Origin of the sequence: Thauera butanivorans NBRC 103042, assembly GCF_001591165.1 — a bacterium.
Taxonomy (GTDB): domain Bacteria; phylum Pseudomonadota; class Gammaproteobacteria; order Burkholderiales; family Rhodocyclaceae; genus Thauera; species Thauera butanivorans.
Window position 1 is genome coordinate 1 of the sequence record NZ_BCUG01000008.1, and the last position, 16,216, is coordinate 16,216.

Here is a 16,216-nt window from a genome sequence, read left to right on the forward strand (position 1 = left end):
CCCATCGAAGGCAGACACCATCGGCATCAGGTGCGGTTGCTCGTGTTCGAGCATCTCGGCCACCGACAACGCGTACTCGGGATGACGCACTTCCTGCCACAGGGCCTGGCAACGGGCCAGCAGCCAGGCGTTCAGCTCAGCAAAGCTGCCAAAGCGCAACGTGCCGGCCTCCTGCCAGATCCGCCGCCGGCTGTCCTGCACGTTCTTCTCGACGACACCTTTCTCCCATCCCGAGGCGACGTTGCAGAAGTCCGGATCGAACAGATAGTGCGAGCACAGCGCCGAGAAGCGTGCATTGACCACCCGGCCCTTACCCTTCTTGACCTTGTCGACCGCCGTCTTCATGTTGTCGTAGATGCCGCGCCGGGGAATCCCGCCCAGCGCCTGGAAACTGCGTGTGTGGGCGTCGAACAGCATCTCGTGACTTTGGCTCGGGTAGGCGATCAGCACGAAGGCTCGGCTCGCACACAACTTCAGGTGCGCCACCAGAAGCTTCCGCCAGACCCCGCCGATCACCAGCCGCTCTTCGCTCCAGTCGAACTGGAACGCTTCGCCCAGCTCGAACCTCAGCGGCACAAAGGCGCGCGTCGGCGCGTTCGCGCCCGCCTGCTCACGCCAGTGGCGGATGAAATCGGTCAGGACCGTGTAACCGCCGGCATAGCCCTGCGATTTCAGTTCCGCGTAAAGCGCCTTCGCCGTACGCCGGTCGCGCTTCGGGCGCCGCGCATCGGCTTCCAGCGCCTGCAACAGCGCACCGTGGAAGGGATCCAACTTGCCCGGTGCTTGCAAGCGCCGGTAACGCGGCTCGACGGCCTCAGGGGCCGTCAGCCACTTCTTCACCGTGTTGCGCGACAGCCCCGTGCGCCGCGCAATCTCCGAACGGGACAGCCCGTCCCGGTAATGCATCCGTCTGACCTTCCCCAACAGTTCCATGGTGATCACCTCATGTCCTCTGCCTCAAAATGAGGCAGAGAGGTTAAACACCCTGGTCAGTCTTCAACCGGAATTCACCCCGTTAGATGGTCAGTTTTCGGCCGGCGCCAACACACCACGAAAGCCCACTTACGCGGCACGAAGGACGCCAACCCGAACACGCTTCGCGAACCGAACAGTTCGCTTACCTCGACATCGACGCGCCCGACAGCCTGTTCGAGGGCATCTTCCTCGACCTGTACTTCACGCGAGCAATCGAGTGATCGAACACTTCACGGATCGGCCGCCCACCGTGCTGCCCAAGCCTCGGCACTGGCTCCCGAAGCAGCGTGAGGAGGCCTCACCGTGTTGGCGGGGCCCGCCTTGGCCCGATCACCGCGGACTTCGGAGGTCAGGCGTCATCCAACCACGCCATAGGCACGAGCTTGACGCCGTTGCGCCACTCGGGCAAGCCGACAACCCCGTCGATGTCGCCCCACACGTCGCGCGAGGCATGGTCAAGTACGATGAGCTGCAAACCGCCTTTGGTATCCAGAGCCACACGCCCCATCACCTCGAACGCCTGTCGAACGGCGTCCACGTCTTCGTCCCGCAGTTGGGGCTCCTCGGCCTCCTCGTCTTCCTCGTCCTCCGGCCGCGCCACGATGCGCTTCGGAAAGTACACTTGGCTCGGCTGGTCAAGCACGAGGAATGCAGGGACGGGCCCCCTGCGCTGCGACAGGAAGAACTGATGGAGCGCCAGCAGCACTGCCAGGTGATAAGAGAGCCAGTTGGAGCCACTGCCAATCTCGGACAGGTAGTCGTCACGTTCCGGGCCACGCACCTTGATCGTCAGATCGTTGATTTCCAGGGAGATCGGATCGTTCGGGCTCTCGACATCGAGGTGCGGCAGGAGTCGGCCCGCGTTGTTGCTGATGGCGTGCAGGGCCCGGCGCTTGCGCGCTTCGACATCCTGCTCGCGCAATTCGGCCTCCAGCCGCTGTACCAGTTCCCTCAGGCGCACGACCTCCTCGACGAGTTCGCTGTCGCTGCCCAGCCGCCGATGCAGGTCCAAGGCGGACTCGAGGTTGCCGACGAACCGCTCGGCCCGTTGCGCGGCAAACTGCCGTTGGCGCGCTTCGTCCGAACGCCCCGACAAGGCCCGCTTGCGGATCTGGACCGAGCGCAGCCGCTCCGTCGCCTGTCCGACCTCCTCGGTCACGCGCTGCAACTCGCGGTCAAAGGCGGCCGGCACCTCCTTGTCGACGCCGGCTTCTGCCTCGACTTCCCGCAGGCGCTCCGACAGCACGGCCAACTTGCGCTTAGCCGAGTCCGTATGGCTGCCGCACATCGGGCAGTCCGCCTCGTCGTCGGTGTGAGACACCAACCAGTTCGATAGCTGCAGGCGTCCCCGCTGCAGCGCGAGGGCATCCTGGTATTGGTCGACGCCGACGCGCATGCGGTTCATCTCACTGAGCCGATGGCGCAAGGTTGTCAGCTCACGCGACACCTCGCGCTCCTCGACCTCGAGGCCGCTGAGTTCGCGCAATGCATCCGAGATGGTCGACGTGCTCACCGACAGCGTGAGGTCCGTGCGCGCGACGACTTCTTCCAGTCGCTCGATCATCTGGCCACGCGACAGCTCCTGCTCCGGCTTGGCGGCCAGCCCCAGCTCTTGGGCCTCGCTGAACTTCGCCCTCAAGTCGGCCAGCCAGCGCGCAGACACCTCCTGGGCGTCCTTGAGCTCCCGCTCCTTGCGACGCAGTTCCTGCCGGGCACGCCCGAGCTCGAACTGCTTCGCCATCAGCGTCGGCGTCACGGCCCCGAGCACATATGGGAAGATCTTCCGAAGCTTCTCCCGGTGTTCGTACGTATTGGCCTTGAAGAACAGCACGTCCGGATTGGCGACGACGTTCTGCGGCTGGAACGTGAACGCAGCAAGATCGCGGAAGCTTGGACGACCATCGAACCCCGTCGACTCTTCGCCGCCCGAGAAGTCGAGCTTGGACAGGCCCGCAAGTTCGTCGAGCAGCCGCTTCACAGCGTCGGCATTGGTGTTCTTGGCGATGCGGCGCGGAATGTCCAAGATCCGCTCCGCTTCCAGCAGGTACATGTCGTCGGTACTGCGCTGCGCACCGGGCTCCCGCCGGGCCAGCAGCTTGTCGCCCTGCGACGTCGCCACCACGACACCAAACCACTCGCAATACTTGCGGATGGTTTTGACGGGGATCGAGCAAGTCCCCGCGCCAAGGCAGTAGTCGATGATGGGAATGACAGCGGATTTGCCGGTCCGCGACGCGCCGCTGATAACGTTCACCTTCCCCAACTCGAACTGGAGCCGGCGCGGCTCGAAGTTTGGGTTGCGCGGCCAGAGCACGATCTCGCGAATCTGCAGATACATCAGAGCCTTATTTTCAGTGTTGTTGTCACTTCGTGCAGCGTAAGTTGGCCGCACCACACGCCGAGCTTTTCTGCATCGGCCAACAGTTGCTTCACCTCGTCGGGTAGACCGCGAGCCTTGGTGCGCGACAAGGGGATTACCTCTCCACCCTCGAGCAGCTGGATCAGGTGCCCGGCGGCGGCCAGCTCGATCGACTGAAGGCTGAGCGTGCGCCAGCGGACTGCGCGCTCGTGAACCTGGAGAAGCAGGTCCTGTTTGGAGATTTGGGAGTCCCCGAATTTCGCGGCGAAGGCCCGTAGCCCAGAACTGGGCCGGGTACGCCGTAGCAGTTCGGTGGTCGCCTGGTGCAGCACGATGGGCAGCACCAGGAACAGCATCGGCAGGCGCGGAGGGTCACCGACGGGATGGGCTTCGACATAGCCGCAGCAAAAGCGCCAAAGAGCGGCGGCGCCGAGCGCTGGGTTCTGGATGTTCTGTGCTTCACGTGCCAGCATCGTCACGCAGCCTTCTTGACCTTGAGCTGCTGCTCGTAGTCCGGGTGCCATCCGATCGACAAGTCATCGGCCAGCCGGTGAAAACACCCCGGAATGAAGTGGTCCGGCGGCTGCATGGCCTGGAGGGGGGTGGTGAAGTCCATGCAATCGGAGTAAAGCGCCTGTCCCTGGATCTCACCAGGCTTGCTGCCATGCTCGATGCCACAAGTACGTCGCTTGTTTTTCCAACTGCGCTTCAGCGCGGCGTCCAGGTCATCGAACGACGACTCATCAACTTCGCCGCTGACGGCCCAAGCCGTGCGGTCGGCGGCGGCCATCAGATAGTCGCTCGCGGCCTCCAGCTTGTCCTCGAAGGGCATCCCGATGAGGTCCAATTGCTGAACAAATATCTTCGGCAATTGACCGCGCGACTCCTCCTCGCTCGGCGCCTTGGCGCGGCTCGGTAGTACGGTGTCCCGATCGACCTTGCGCAGGTAGGCAGCGTACCAGCCATAGAACGTGTCACGTGCGATGACGGCCGGCCGCCCGGCCTCCAGCAGTTCGTCCACCCGACGCTTCACGACGCCGCACATGTGGTCGGCGATATCGGCAACCTTGGTCGCGGAAACCGGATGGGTGCGGATCACAGCCTCGATGTCAGCCTGGGGACTTCCGCTGCCAAGGGTCAGCTGAAAATTGCAGATGATCCGCTCCAGGCAGGTCTGATCTGCATTGAATACGCGTTCCAGGTACGGGGCGATCTCGTCAGCCACGGTGCTTTTCAACGCGAAGTCCGGCGACTTTCCCCACAAGGCGTCGCGCGCTTGCGCAATGGCCGCCCGCGCTTCCTCCAGCGTATGGGCATTGGCAAATGCCTCGACGAGTTGGCCGCCGACCGGACGGGAGACATAGATCTCGAAGACCGTCTTCTCCAGATCGTAATCGGAATCTGCCCCCAACGTCGTCCAATTGGACAGCGTCTTCCACAGCGGCTTGGCGCGATCGGCGACTGGATTGGCCGTCAGCGCACTCTTGCTCTGGATCAGGCGTGTACCCTTGTCTGCGTGCTGCTGCGCCACATCATCGAGGAACTCCATACTGCAAAAGCTCCCGGCGGGCGCCTCCAAGAGGAGTTGCGTCATCCGCGTGTACTGGAGACCATAGCCCAGTGCCTGGCCCGGCACCTCGGTTCTTCGATTCTTGGAGCGGGAGGATCCGCCGCGCTTCGATGTCGCCATTCAGTTCGTCCTCGACTGATTCGAATATCATTTTATAATGGATAACGTGTTGCGGCATATGGTTGAGTTGGCGCGGCGTCATGTGCCGGCCGAGCATCTTGCCCTCTCCCCTTGTAGCGCAAAGTGGCCGCGGGATTCCGCCGAAACTGATCGAGGGATGCACCGATTTCGCTCAGGGAAACAGACGGTCGCATTGCCCGCGGAATGCGCATGAAAGACACGTCTTCCGAGACTGGGGCCGGCGCGGCAAGACACGACCTGTGAGAATGTCTTCCCGCCTCCTGACCAGGGCCACCACGTGCTCGTCAGTCAACAATTGGACACGATGCGGGATCGGCAAGGCGCGCCCCGTCGGTGCCTTCACCAGTACATACCCGTACGACGCCACCGACTGCCCCGTCTGACCTATCACTGCCATCCGCTGCGCCGACAACTGGATCACGTCCGAAAGGAAGGGCCGGTTGATCCAGCGGGTCTTGAGCTCCACCAACACGAGCAGGCCAGAAGGCAGGCGGTATGCGCGGTCAATCTTCCCCACCACCCCAACGGGGTTGGAAGCCCAGAACAGTCTCTCCATATCGACCAGTTCGGCATCCCGCAGCGCGTCCGGCCGTGAGGCTCGCTCGGCGAGTGCGGCATTGGTCTCTGCCGACTGCCGACGCGCTATGGCCAGCGCGAGGCATACGACGACAATAGCGCCAAGGACACTACAGCCTAGCGCCGACATTGGCTGCCTCCGCGCAAACCTGGCCACCATCGAAGACACGCCGCTATCGCACCCAAGACCACGCGTACCGGAGCCTGCAAGGCAGGCCATCGGCGCAGGCATTTGCAGATGCCGGGCGCCAACCGGTAGTAGGACCAGATGACGCGGCGTCCCCAAACGTTCCGACGTAGCGCAATGTCCCGGAATTGGCGCAGCACCTGGGTCTGCCAAGACTCGCCGAACACGCAGGTGGCGATGAAGCAGCGCCCCTTCCGCGCGGCCTGTGCAGAAGCTGCCAGGCCTTCTCGATAGAAGCGCTCATGCTCGACCAGCCCGCGCTCCCGGGCTCGCTCCTGCCCGGCGGTGCGGCGGCTGCCATGCCGATGTTCGAACATGACCAGCCGTTCGCAGCGGCCCATCTGGGCCAGTTCCGAAGCACTGACCATCCGATCGTTCGCCGACTGGCGCGACCGCTTTCCCATGGCCGCCTCACCCGTCGATCGCTGGCGCGAAGATGTCGTTGGTGACATCGCCACTGCCCTCCTGCGCCCCACTTCCGGAAGGTTGATGGGGCAAGCCCCGCCCCATCCCGGCGATCACGCCGCTCTGCGCCAGCAAGCCGTCGTAGGCCAGCACGCGCAGGCGGTTGACCCGCTTGGTGCCCTTGTGGAAGCGGATCAGGTCGTCGTACAGGCGCGGATGATCGGCGCGCGCCAGTTCGAAGACGAGACGTATGGGTTTGGGATCCTGCGTGGTCTCGGCGCTCATTCGATTTCTCCCGAGGCGTCGTGGCCCCGCTCCTTCCCGGTGGCGGCCATCACGCTGCGCGCGTGGTTCTGCCCCGCCAGCTGGAAGCCCCGCACATTGGCGAACATCGGCTCCTTCACTTCATGGATGCGGTGCTTCGGGAACGCTGCCTTCACCGCCTTGCGGAACAGGAAGGCCCCGCCGCCGACCAGGATGATGTTTTGCAAGCTGTGGGGTGCCTCGATCCACTGCTTCATAGTCGAGACCGCCTGCTCGGCGACCGTCTCGGCCAGAGGCAGCAGGCGCTTCATGTCGTAGGGCTTCTGGAAGATCACCGGCTGCTTGCCGGTGCGAAGCGCCAGGTCGATGGCGTCGTAGTCCCGGTACGGCGAGCCGATGTCTTTCGTGATCTCGGCCGCCAGCAGCCGCAGCACGTCGGACATGCCGCGGTTGAACGAATAGCTCTGCTTCTGCACGAGCCGCATGCCCCGCGCCACCAGCCAGTCGAACGTACGCGAGCCCGGATCGATGATCAGGCTCTGCTCGTGGCCGATCTCCGCCATCTTCTGGTGCTCGGAGGCGTAGTGCACCAGTGCGCCCTGCGGCTGGGCCACGGCCAGGGCCTTGCCGACCGTCACCGCCTTGCCGCCACCAATGTCGTGGCGACCGGTCATGGCCTTCTCCAGCGCCGCCTTCTTGACCGCGAAGAGCGCCACCGGCAGGCCGACCACTAACAAGTCGATGCGGCTCACCTTCATCATGGAGAGCGCCCCCCGCAGCAGCGCCAGGTACTCGGGCGTCTCGGTGTATTCGTCGTGCAACTGCTTGGCACGGAAGGTATCGGCCGCGAGGCTCACGTCCGGCCCGACCTCGTAGAACAGCGGGCCAATGGGGATGCACACCGTCTTCTTGCGCTCGCTGGACGGCCACGACGGCGAGTCGTCGCTCGACGGATAGGCGACGGAGGGGAAGCTGGCGCAGCGGATGTCGGTACCGGCTGAGGCGGTGACGAACTTGGTGTTGCCGGATCCGACATCCACCGCTCTGACGATCAATTCCATAGCAAGGCTCCGAGGTAGAGTTGAGATCGATCAGCATTGACAGGACGATCTGATCCCGCCACACGGAATCCCCACTCTTTGCGCCCGATTTCGGGATCTGGTCCGACTCGCTGTCAGCAAACCAGCGCCGTACAGACAATCCAGTGACACCTGAAAACGTCATCCCTCAAGGGGACTGCGTGTGTGTCACTACGCTCTCATTCAAACCGCTGGTATCAACCCCGTATGCCGAACTGGCGGCGGGTGCACGCCAGCACCGGACAGGTCCCGGTCGGCCCCAGAGGCCAAAGATTTGCTCGTCAAGGGCAGGCCGCGCTTGGTTGTCGTCTTCCGCCGAAAAATAAGCGAGCCTCAGACCCCGATTTCAAGTGCCACCCGCAAGCCCACGGAATTCCATGGGCGTGCGGTCGTCGGCCGTTGACGCCATCGATGGGGAGGAGTCAACTGTGGGCTCCCGTGGCCTCCTGGCCAGCTCCATCGCGGAGCAAAAGGCGTTGCGGTCGTTACCCGCCCTTCAAGAGCCCTGACCTGTCGAGTCGGGGCGGCTATGGCCTTCAAGGCCTCGCCCCCGAGGATTTTCATTTCGTAGTGCCTGCACCGGCTTGCCAGCAATTGTCCGCTGGGCGTTCCCCTGAGGACGCGCCGATGCTCTGAGCAAATGGTCCGGACGGCACCCGATGCCGTCCCGCTGTTCCCGTCATCCTTCGAGCATGCGCATCCTGCGCCGCACACGGTCGTGCTTGCCCCTGATGGGCTCCCCGTGTGTCTTCGCTCGTCAACCTGGCACCGCCCTGGACTTTCGGTCAGGGGCGGACCCATGCAGGTGGCTGACGATACGAATCGAGGACTGATCCACCGGTAGCACCCGGCTCGACCGGCGTGCCGATGTCGTGCCATGCCCCAGAGGCGCGGCGGCATCCCCAAGCTCGCGAGCGCAGAAATGCGTGAGTGGGACGGATCACCGTTTCATTTTTAAGACCGACCGAGCCGATACCTGCGCTTGCACGTAGGCCATCGGCAAATCCTTGGGTAGGTGCAGCAACGTCCGTGGTTACGTGCTGCGCTGAACTGCCGCAACCACGGTCGGGCCAGATTCCGGAATCCGTCTCGCCCGCCATGCTGGGATTCCATCCATTGCTGTGCTGTGCGCCGCCGGGACGGCCGCACGGCGTTCATTCGAAGGAAAGCCATGTCCACTGCCAATCCCACGTCATCCACCCGCCGCCGCGTTCAAGGCACTGCCGGGCTGGGCCGTGCCGCCCCGCTGCAGCCCACCCGCGATCAAGCCCAGGCCAATCTGCCGCCTACGGCCATCCTCGTCCGCTACAAACCCGGCAAGGCCGACCCCATGAAGGTGCTCGAGGTGCTGCTCGGACTCTTCAATAGCCTGCACACCTCGCTCGACAAGACGGTCTCGCACAAGACCCGGCAGGAGCGCGCCGACTTCCTGCGCCGCTTCTTCCGCGACCTCAAAACGAAGGCCGGCTTCAAGACCCTGCCCGACCCACGCAACCTTGGCGAACGGCACATCCAGGCAATGGTGAAGATCTGGCAGGAGGAGAAGCTCGCGCCGGCCACCATCCAGACCTACCTCAGCTTCCTGCGCGGCCTGGCGATGTGGTTGGGCAAGCCCGGCTTCATCCGCAAACCGGCCGATTACGGGCTGAGTACCGAGGAGTACCAGCGGCACGAATATGCGCAGCGCGACAAGAGCTGGTCGGGCCAGGGTGTCGATATCGACGCGCTAATCGAGCAGGTTTGCGCCTACGACCGCTATGTCGGCGCCTCGCTGCGCCTGATCCAGGCCTTCGGGCTGCGGCGCAAGGAATCGGTGATGATCCGGCCGCACCGTTGTGTCGTGCCCTTCGAGGCCACCGGCCTGTCTCCGGCGGAACGCCGCGCGGACCACTACGTGCGGATCAAGGAGGGCAGCAAGGGGGGACGGCTACGGTTCTTGGCGCTGGACAGTGCAGCCGGCATGGCCGCCCTCGATTACGCCCGTGCCGTAGCTGAAGGTGAGGACGCGCACTTGGGCGATCCTCGGCATGACTTGAAGCGCAACCTGCGCCGTTTCGACTATGTGATGGAAAAATTCGGCATCACGTCGAGCGAGCGCGGGATCACCGCCCATGGGCTGCGCCACGAAGCGTTGATTCGGCGCTTTGGCGATGAAACCGATGGCGAGGCCCCGCCGGTGCGTGGGGGAGGCCCCCTCCCCCCCGACCTGGACCACGCTGCGCGTCAGGCCGTCGCCGAAATGGCAGGCCACGGGAGGATCAGGGCCTCTGGTGCGTATTTGGGAGCCAGCCCGTCGCGCCACACACCCGCGACGACGGATGAAGGCCTTGCGGCCGCCTCCCCTCACGAAGCCTCCGACGCGCCGCCCAGCACGGCTTAGCGACGCCTGCCGCGTTCCTCGGTCATGCTCGGGCGCGGCACTTTCGCGCCCAAGCGTTCACCGGTGGCCGGGAAGCCGTTAGCATCCTGGCGCAAGCAGAGGGAGAGACATTTATATGATCGGCATCGACGGCAATACCTGGTTGGTCTACGAGGGGGTTAGCAACTATGGTCACGGCGTGTGGCCCACACCGGTGGTGTCCATCGCCACCTTGATCGCCAGCGAGGCCGACTGGGAAACGCTGCCGTCCTCACCCCACCTCGACAACGCCAAGCTGATTTTTCGGGAAGACTCGTTCGATCCGGTTACGCGCGTACGTCGGGGGCGCTTGTATGAGTGGCGGGACGGCGCGCTACAGCAGACCTGGCATTTTCCGCCGCACCCGGCAGAACCCGTCGATCGCAACAGCATGACGATGGATGGCCGCCTGAATCGAACGCTCTGTACGTTTCGGCCGGCCCAGATCTTCTCTTCGATGCGGCCGAACGTCCTGCACGCGCAATTGGTACTCGGGACGAAATCGGCCCCGACCGTTTGGCGGATCGTGTCGGTGGAGACGGTGGCATCGGGCGAGGAGTTGATCACGCTGCGCGCCCGTTCAAGCCTTGGCGCCTTACCCGAACTCGTCGAGGATCACATCCCGGAAGGCGCACGGACCGAAGTCTTGGCGAGTTTGGAGCATGTCGCCGATGCCGCCTTCCGGTCCAGCCCGGTGTCCTTGATCGACTTGTGCCGCGCCGCCGCGACCGTCGTTCTCGCGCACTGGCTCGAATCGACCGAAGGTGCTCCCGACAACGTTCATCATCTTGACCTGGGCGCCTTGTTGAAGGCATTTGAAAAGCAGCAAGGCAATACCGATGCCCATTCGCCATCCGCTGCCGGTTCGGCCGTTCGCTTGCTGCAACGTTTTCACTCGCGTGGGAAACCCAACGAACAGAAACGTTACAACACCCGACCGCCGACCGAGGAAGACGCCCAACTGGTTCTGAATGCCTTGGGCTTTCTTCTCAGGGAAGTCGGTTGGGCTCGATAAGTATGCAGATATTCCCCCCTCTGGATGCGGGTGCCGGAGCGACATATCCGGAGATGTTGCTGCCCGATTTCATCCCAGTCAGCAAATCCAACGACATGACCGACTTAAGCAGCACGAACCGACCCAAAACGGCATGGCGGTCAATGCCGCCGGAACATCCTCGACCGGATTCGCTGCTCTGCAGCAGAATGTCGGACGCACCACGTTTGAGTGCGCTGGAGACCTCGTGATAAAGAAGATTCGTGTCCGCGGATACCGCATCCATCGCGACCTGACGATCTACCCAAACCGCAAGCTCAACCTTATCGTCGGCGCCAACGAGTCCGGTAAGTCGACGCTCATGGAGGCCATCGTTCTCGCACTGACGGGACGCATCAACGGGCGAAGCGCGACCGAAGAGCTCAATCCCCACTGGTTCAACGCGGGCGTGGTGGCCGACTTCATCACAAAGAGGGCGCGTGGCGAACCCCAACGGTTGCCGGAAATCGACATCGAGGTGTTCCTCGAAGACGTCCCGGAATTGCAGGAGCTGTGCGGGGCCCATAACTCGGACACGCCCACCAACGCGTGTCCAGGCGTTCGGATTCGTTGCATTCCCAATCCCGACTATTCCGCCGAGCTGCAAGCGTGGGCGAAGGCGCCCTCGCCGCTCTTGCCGGTCGAGTATTACTGCGTCGAGTGGACCACGTTCGCGGACGCCCGGCTGACTATGCGCCCGCGAGTGCTGGCGACCGCGGTCATTGACGCGCGCACCGTTCGAAGCACTAGTGGCGTCGACTATCACCTGCGCCAGATCTTGGGTAGTCAGCTCGAACCCCAGGAGCGAGCCAACATTTCCCGCCAATACCGCGAATCCAAGGCGGCCTTGTCAGATTCTGCGTTCAAGAGCGTGAATGAGCGCATCGGCAAGCTTCATGCGGAACTGCATGAGCAGCCGATTGCCCTGGCGATGGATCAGACCGCGCGCACGTCTTGGGAGGAGTCGGTGGCCCCCCACGTCGATGGCGTTCCGTTCACGATGGCCGGGCAAGGACAGCAGTCAGCGATCAAGATCGCACTGGCGATGAACAAGCATGCGGGCCGAGCCAAGTTCGTCATGATCGAGGAGCCCGAGAACCACCTGAGCCACACCAGCCTGACGAGGCTCCTGCACAGGATGGAAGCGCTGGCCAGCGACGACCAGCAACTCTTCATCACCACTCACAGTTCGAGCGTGCTGAATCGGCTCGGACTTGAGGCCTTGCAGTTCCTCGGCCCCACCGCTCCCGTGAAACTCAACGAGTTGGATCCGGAGACGGTGAGCTACTTCAAGAAGCTACCGGGATTCGACACCCTGCGCATCGTTCTGGCCGACAGAATCGTTCTCGTCGAGGGCCCCTCCGATGAAATCGCCTTCGAGCGGGTGTTCACGGACCTTTATGGAAAGCGGCCCATGGCGTGCGGGATCGATGTCATGAGCATGCGGGGCCTGTCGCTGGCCCGGGGGCTCGAGCTGTGCGGGCGCTTGGGGAAGAAGGTCGCAGCACTTCGCGACAACGACGGCATCGAACCGGATGAGCTTCGAAAGCCGCTGGCGCAGTGGCTCAAGCCTGGCTCCCGTGAAGTCTTCATTGGCGAAGTGGCTCATGGCAGGACGCTCGAGCCGCAGATGATTCATCACTGCGGAGAGGCGCACCTGCGGACCATCCTCGGAATCACGGACAAGGCGGACATCGAGACGTGGATGTCGCGCGAGAAGACCGAGGCCGCCCTGCGCATCGCGAGTTCGCCAGAGCGGTTCACGCCTCCGGCGTACATGCTCCACGCCGCGCAGTTCATCCATGGCTAAGCGGGTGACCCTGGCGGTCGCCGGCTCTCGCAAGACCCAAGGCATCGTCGAGCACTGCGCAGGATTGCCGCGTGAGCGGCGCGTCCTTGCCCTGACCTACACGCAAAGGAACCAGTGCGAGCTTCAGGAACGCCTTGCTCGCTACGCAGGCGACCATCTGAACGTCGAAGTGCTCGGCTGGTTCACGTTCCTCTTGCGGCACTTCGCGAAACCCTTCCTGCCGTTCAAGTTCCCCGGCGAGCGTGTGCTGGGCTTCAACTTTGAAGGCATGCCATTCCGAATGGCAACCGGCAAGGCCCGCTTTGTAGACAAGAGCGGCGCGGTTTACAGGAGCGAACTCGGACGTCTGGCGTTCGAGCTGATCACGGCGAGCCAGGGCGCGCTGACCCGCAGGCTGGAAGGCATCTACGATGAGATCCTGATTGACGAGGTGCAGGACCTCAGCGCCTACGATTGGGACATCGTCGATGCTCTTCTAGGCTCGGCTGTCGACCTCTGGATGGTTGGCGATATCCGCCAAGCGGTGCTCTCCACCAACGCGCGCAGCGCGAAGAACAAGAAGTACGCCTACGCCGAGGCGATCAACTGGTTCAGGAGTCGCGAGAAGAAGGGGCTCTTGGCGATCGAGGAGAGCGCGGTCTCTTGGCGGTGTCACCCGAAGATCGCGGCGTTCTCGGACACCATCTTTGACCCGTCCTGGGCCTTTCCTAGTACCGTCTCCAAGAATGACCACACGACGGGTCATGACGGCGTATTTCTTGTCCGCAGCGAGCACGTCCATGCCTACGTGGCGCAATATGGTCCCCAGAGTCTGCGTCACTCGGTTGCCTCGGCGAAAAATCTGGCCCTGGATTTCATGAACTTCAAGGTTTCCAAAGGCGCGACGTTTCCCCGCGTACTGATTGCCCCGACGTCCACCATCACGAACTTTGTTCGAGGCGGCGTCAGTATGGACGCCATCGCTGCTTCAAGCTTCTATGTGGCGGTCACGCGGGCACAACAGAGCGTCGCAATCGTGCTCGACGACCCAGGTATGTCGCGCTTGCCATATTGGAAGCCGGCGGCGGATCTCGAGCGGGACTAGACATGGTCGGTACTCATCCGATTGCAGCGAGTGGCCGCTTCCAGCTTCGGCCGGACATTGATCGGGATTGGGCGAACTTCCGCTTGTGGCCGCAAGTGCCAGTGATCACGATTATCCGTCCCGCGTGGTCACGTCGGCGGGCTGCTCGGTCAACATCTCAGGAATAAGCATTCCGTCTACGCTGCCTCCACGGCTTCTGCCGCGACCGCTACATCATCACCAGCCATAGGTATGGCACCAGGCCCTGTGTCATCTGATGCCGCGTCGGCGTGAGCCGGCTCCCGATTCCGCAACACGCCCGGCAACCACGCCACGCCCGCCAGCGCCTGTTCGGCTCCGGACACAGCCGCATCCTTCTTGAGCGCTTGCAGCGGGCTGGCTGCATTCGCCCCGGCCGCTTCGGTCACGACCTCCAGGATGCGCGCCTTCGAGACATGGTTGAAGTAGCTCGGCCCGGTCGCCTTCCACCATTTCGTCATGTCCAGCCCGAGCGCCGCCGCGATGCCAACGGTGCTCTGCTTGTCCGGTTCGGCGCCATAGACGCCCGTCACGCTGGTCGCAATCAGGAAGGTGAGCAAACGGACCACGGTGGCGTTGCTCTGCTGGAGCACCCAAGGCAGGATCGCGTCCACGTCTTCGGGCAGATGGGTTGCCCAGGCCTGGCGCTCGGCCTCCAACTGCTGCCATGCAGCGCTGGCTTCTATATCCTCCGCCTCGGTCCGCAGGGTGCCGTGGTTGTCGGTGGCGTTGATGGTCAGGGGATCGCCACTGCCATACAGGCGACGGTAGCCGTCGAGCACCAGCTTTGCGGCGAGTTGCGCGGTCAGGGCGGCGATGGCGACATCGGGGCGGCTCAGCAGTTCGGCCTGGATGGCGGCGACACGATGCGCAGTCAGGCTGCGCACGAGGCGCTCGGAGTGAACCGGCCGGGTCTTGGCCGCAGGCAGCGAGACCAGCGACTCGCCCCCTGCCCCCTCGGTCGAACCGGCCTCGCGGGCAGCCTGCGCCATGTCGCTGCGATCTTCGGGACGGACCAGCCCATAGCGCACCGCGGGTGCCGCATTGTCCCCGACATAGACCACGCAGCCCGCCTGCATCATCAGTTCCACCGGCCAAACCACCAGCGCCGCCTCGATGGCTTCGACTTGCGCGCCCAACGCCTCGGCCTCCTGCTCCAGCTTGTAGAACTCGTCCTCGTTGCCGTCCTGGTCGGCGAGTTCCTCCATCCTGTTGTGGCGCTCGGCGATCTGCGCCTGCAGGCTTTCGAGCTCGGCCGCCTCCTGCTCGGTGGGCGGGCGCTTGGCTTTGCGCAGTTCGCCGTACTTGACGTATTCGTCATAGACATAGCGCGTACGGACATCCACCCATTTCCAGCCCTCGCCCAAGACTTGCTTGGCCGTGCGCTGGAGCTTCTCGATGGCGAGTTTCTCCAGCAGCGCGGCGTCCAGCAGATAGACCTTCTTGTCGTCGTCGCTGAACAGATCGCGGCGCGATGGCCCGCCCGCCTTCTCGTAGGCCTTGACGGTGACGTACTTCGCCACCGGATGGCGGTCGGACTCGATCTCGCCGCGCGTGAGCAACTGGCGCAGGTAGTCGGCATGACGGTTCCACGATGGCAGGTTGGCCCACGCCTGTTCCTGCTTCTCGTGGTCATCGACCGAGGCGAGCACCATCAGGCAGTCCAGACTGATCTTGTCCTCGCGGAACAGGGCCATCAGCTTGGGCGACACCGTTGCCAGCTTCATGCGGCGCTTGACCACCAGCGGCGTGACGCCGAAGGCGGCAGCCACGTCCTCGACCGACTTGCCTTGCCCGATCAGCTTGGCGAAGGCGGCGAACTCGTCTGCGGGATGCATCGGGACATGGAAGCAGTTCTCGGCGAGACTGGCGATCAGCGCCTTGTCGGCGGGGACGATCAGCACCGGGACCGGGTAGTTGTCGGCGATGTCGTTGCTACTCACGAGCAGAGCCAGCGCTTCGAGGCGACGGCCACCGGCGCAGACTTGGTAGCGGCCGCGTGCGCCTTCCACGACCACAAGGTTTTGCAGTACTCCGCTTTCCTTGATCGAGGCCGCGAGTTCGGCGATGCTCAGCTTCGGCGTACTGCCGCCGGTGCGTGCCTGATAGTCCTCCGAGAGGACCAGCTTGTTGAAGGGAGCGAAGGTACGGGGCGACGCCGCGATGATGGCGTCGACTTCGGATTTGGAGAGTTTCATGAGGCCTCCTGAACGGTTGAAAGGGGCACGCCGATGGGCATGTCCATAGGTTCAGAATCTCACCCGCCCCCTACCCTTCAAGCCTTCCGTCTCCTTGAATCGAATGGCACGTCGCGCCT

At 63.6% G+C, this 16,216-nt stretch carries 13 protein-coding genes; 4 read left to right on the forward strand and 9 right to left on the reverse strand.

Annotated features, from left to right (window positions below; genetic code table 11):
- From istA to TBU01S_RS04100, 8 genes are all read right to left on the reverse strand, one after another.
- Positions 1-933 (reverse strand): IS21 family transposase (gene istA / locus TBU01S_RS04070; protein ID WP_157659094.1); only part of this gene is annotated, 933 nt, incomplete at its 3' end.
- A gap of 391 nt (positions 934-1,324) precedes the next feature.
- A complete protein-coding gene (locus TBU01S_RS04075; RefSeq protein WP_068635365.1) occupies positions 1,325-3,313 on the reverse strand; it encodes a DUF3732 domain-containing protein in 1,989 nt (662 codons plus the stop codon).
- Positions 3,313-3,807: a three component ABC system middle component gene (locus tag TBU01S_RS04080; protein WP_068635366.1), complete on the reverse strand. Its 495-nt coding sequence runs from the start codon at positions 3,805-3,807 to the stop codon at positions 3,313-3,315. Before TBU01S_RS04080 ends, TBU01S_RS04075 begins: the two co-directional genes overlap by 1 nt.
- A 2-nt stretch (positions 3,808-3,809) precedes the next feature.
- Complete coding sequence (locus TBU01S_RS04085) at positions 3,810-5,024, reverse strand: ABC-three component system protein (RefSeq protein ID WP_068635367.1); 1,215 nt, start codon at positions 5,022-5,024, stop codon at positions 3,810-3,812.
- 172 nt (positions 5,025-5,196) lie between these two features.
- Complete coding sequence (locus TBU01S_RS04090) at positions 5,197-5,751, reverse strand: PD-(D/E)XK nuclease family protein (protein ID WP_068635368.1); 555 nt, start codon at positions 5,749-5,751, stop codon at positions 5,197-5,199.
- Positions 5,739-6,212: a CFI-box-CTERM domain-containing protein gene (locus tag TBU01S_RS23750; protein ID WP_157659091.1), complete on the reverse strand. Its 474-nt coding sequence runs from the start codon at positions 6,210-6,212 to the stop codon at positions 5,739-5,741. Before TBU01S_RS23750 ends, TBU01S_RS04090 begins: the two co-directional genes overlap by 13 nt.
- Positions 6,213-6,219: 7 nt before the next feature.
- On the reverse strand, positions 6,220-6,498 hold the full coding sequence (locus tag TBU01S_RS04095) for a hypothetical protein (RefSeq protein ID WP_068635369.1): 279 nt from the start codon (positions 6,496-6,498) through the stop codon (positions 6,220-6,222).
- Entirely contained in the window at positions 6,495-7,538 is a 1,044-nt protein-coding gene (locus TBU01S_RS04100) for a PRTRC system protein D (protein ID WP_068635370.1), read from the reverse strand. The genes TBU01S_RS04095 and TBU01S_RS04100 overlap by 4 nt, the downstream gene beginning before the upstream one ends.
- Before the next feature lie 1,189 nt (positions 7,539-8,727).
- Here TBU01S_RS04100 and TBU01S_RS04105 point away from each other — a divergent pair.
- The 4 genes from TBU01S_RS04105 to TBU01S_RS04120 all read left to right on the forward strand — a co-directional run bounded on the left by TBU01S_RS04105 (position 8,728) and on the right by TBU01S_RS04120 (position 13,881).
- Positions 8,728-9,936 (forward strand): integrase domain-containing protein, encoded by a 1,209-nt coding sequence (locus tag TBU01S_RS04105; protein WP_083953456.1) that lies wholly within the window; start codon positions 8,728-8,730, stop codon positions 9,934-9,936.
- Positions 9,937-10,051: 115 nt separating this feature from the next.
- Positions 10,052-10,969: a hypothetical protein gene (locus tag TBU01S_RS04110; RefSeq protein ID WP_068635371.1), complete on the forward strand. Its 918-nt coding sequence runs from the start codon at positions 10,052-10,054 to the stop codon at positions 10,967-10,969.
- 133 nt (positions 10,970-11,102) lie between these two features.
- On the forward strand, positions 11,103-12,797 hold the full coding sequence (locus TBU01S_RS04115) for an ATP-dependent nuclease (protein WP_217999560.1): 1,695 nt from the start codon (positions 11,103-11,105) through the stop codon (positions 12,795-12,797).
- On the forward strand, positions 12,790-13,881 hold the full coding sequence (locus tag TBU01S_RS04120) for a UvrD-helicase domain-containing protein (RefSeq protein ID WP_068635372.1): 1,092 nt from the start codon (positions 12,790-12,792) through the stop codon (positions 13,879-13,881). The genes TBU01S_RS04115 and TBU01S_RS04120 overlap by 8 nt, the downstream gene beginning before the upstream one ends.
- A gap of 176 nt (positions 13,882-14,057) precedes the next feature.
- Here the strand turns inward: TBU01S_RS04120 and TBU01S_RS04125 are convergent, their stop codons facing one another.
- On the reverse strand, positions 14,058-16,097 hold the full coding sequence (locus tag TBU01S_RS04125; protein ID WP_083953457.1) for a ParB/RepB/Spo0J family partition protein: 2,040 nt from the start codon (positions 16,095-16,097) through the stop codon (positions 14,058-14,060).
- Positions 16,098-16,216: the final 119 nt, after the last annotated feature.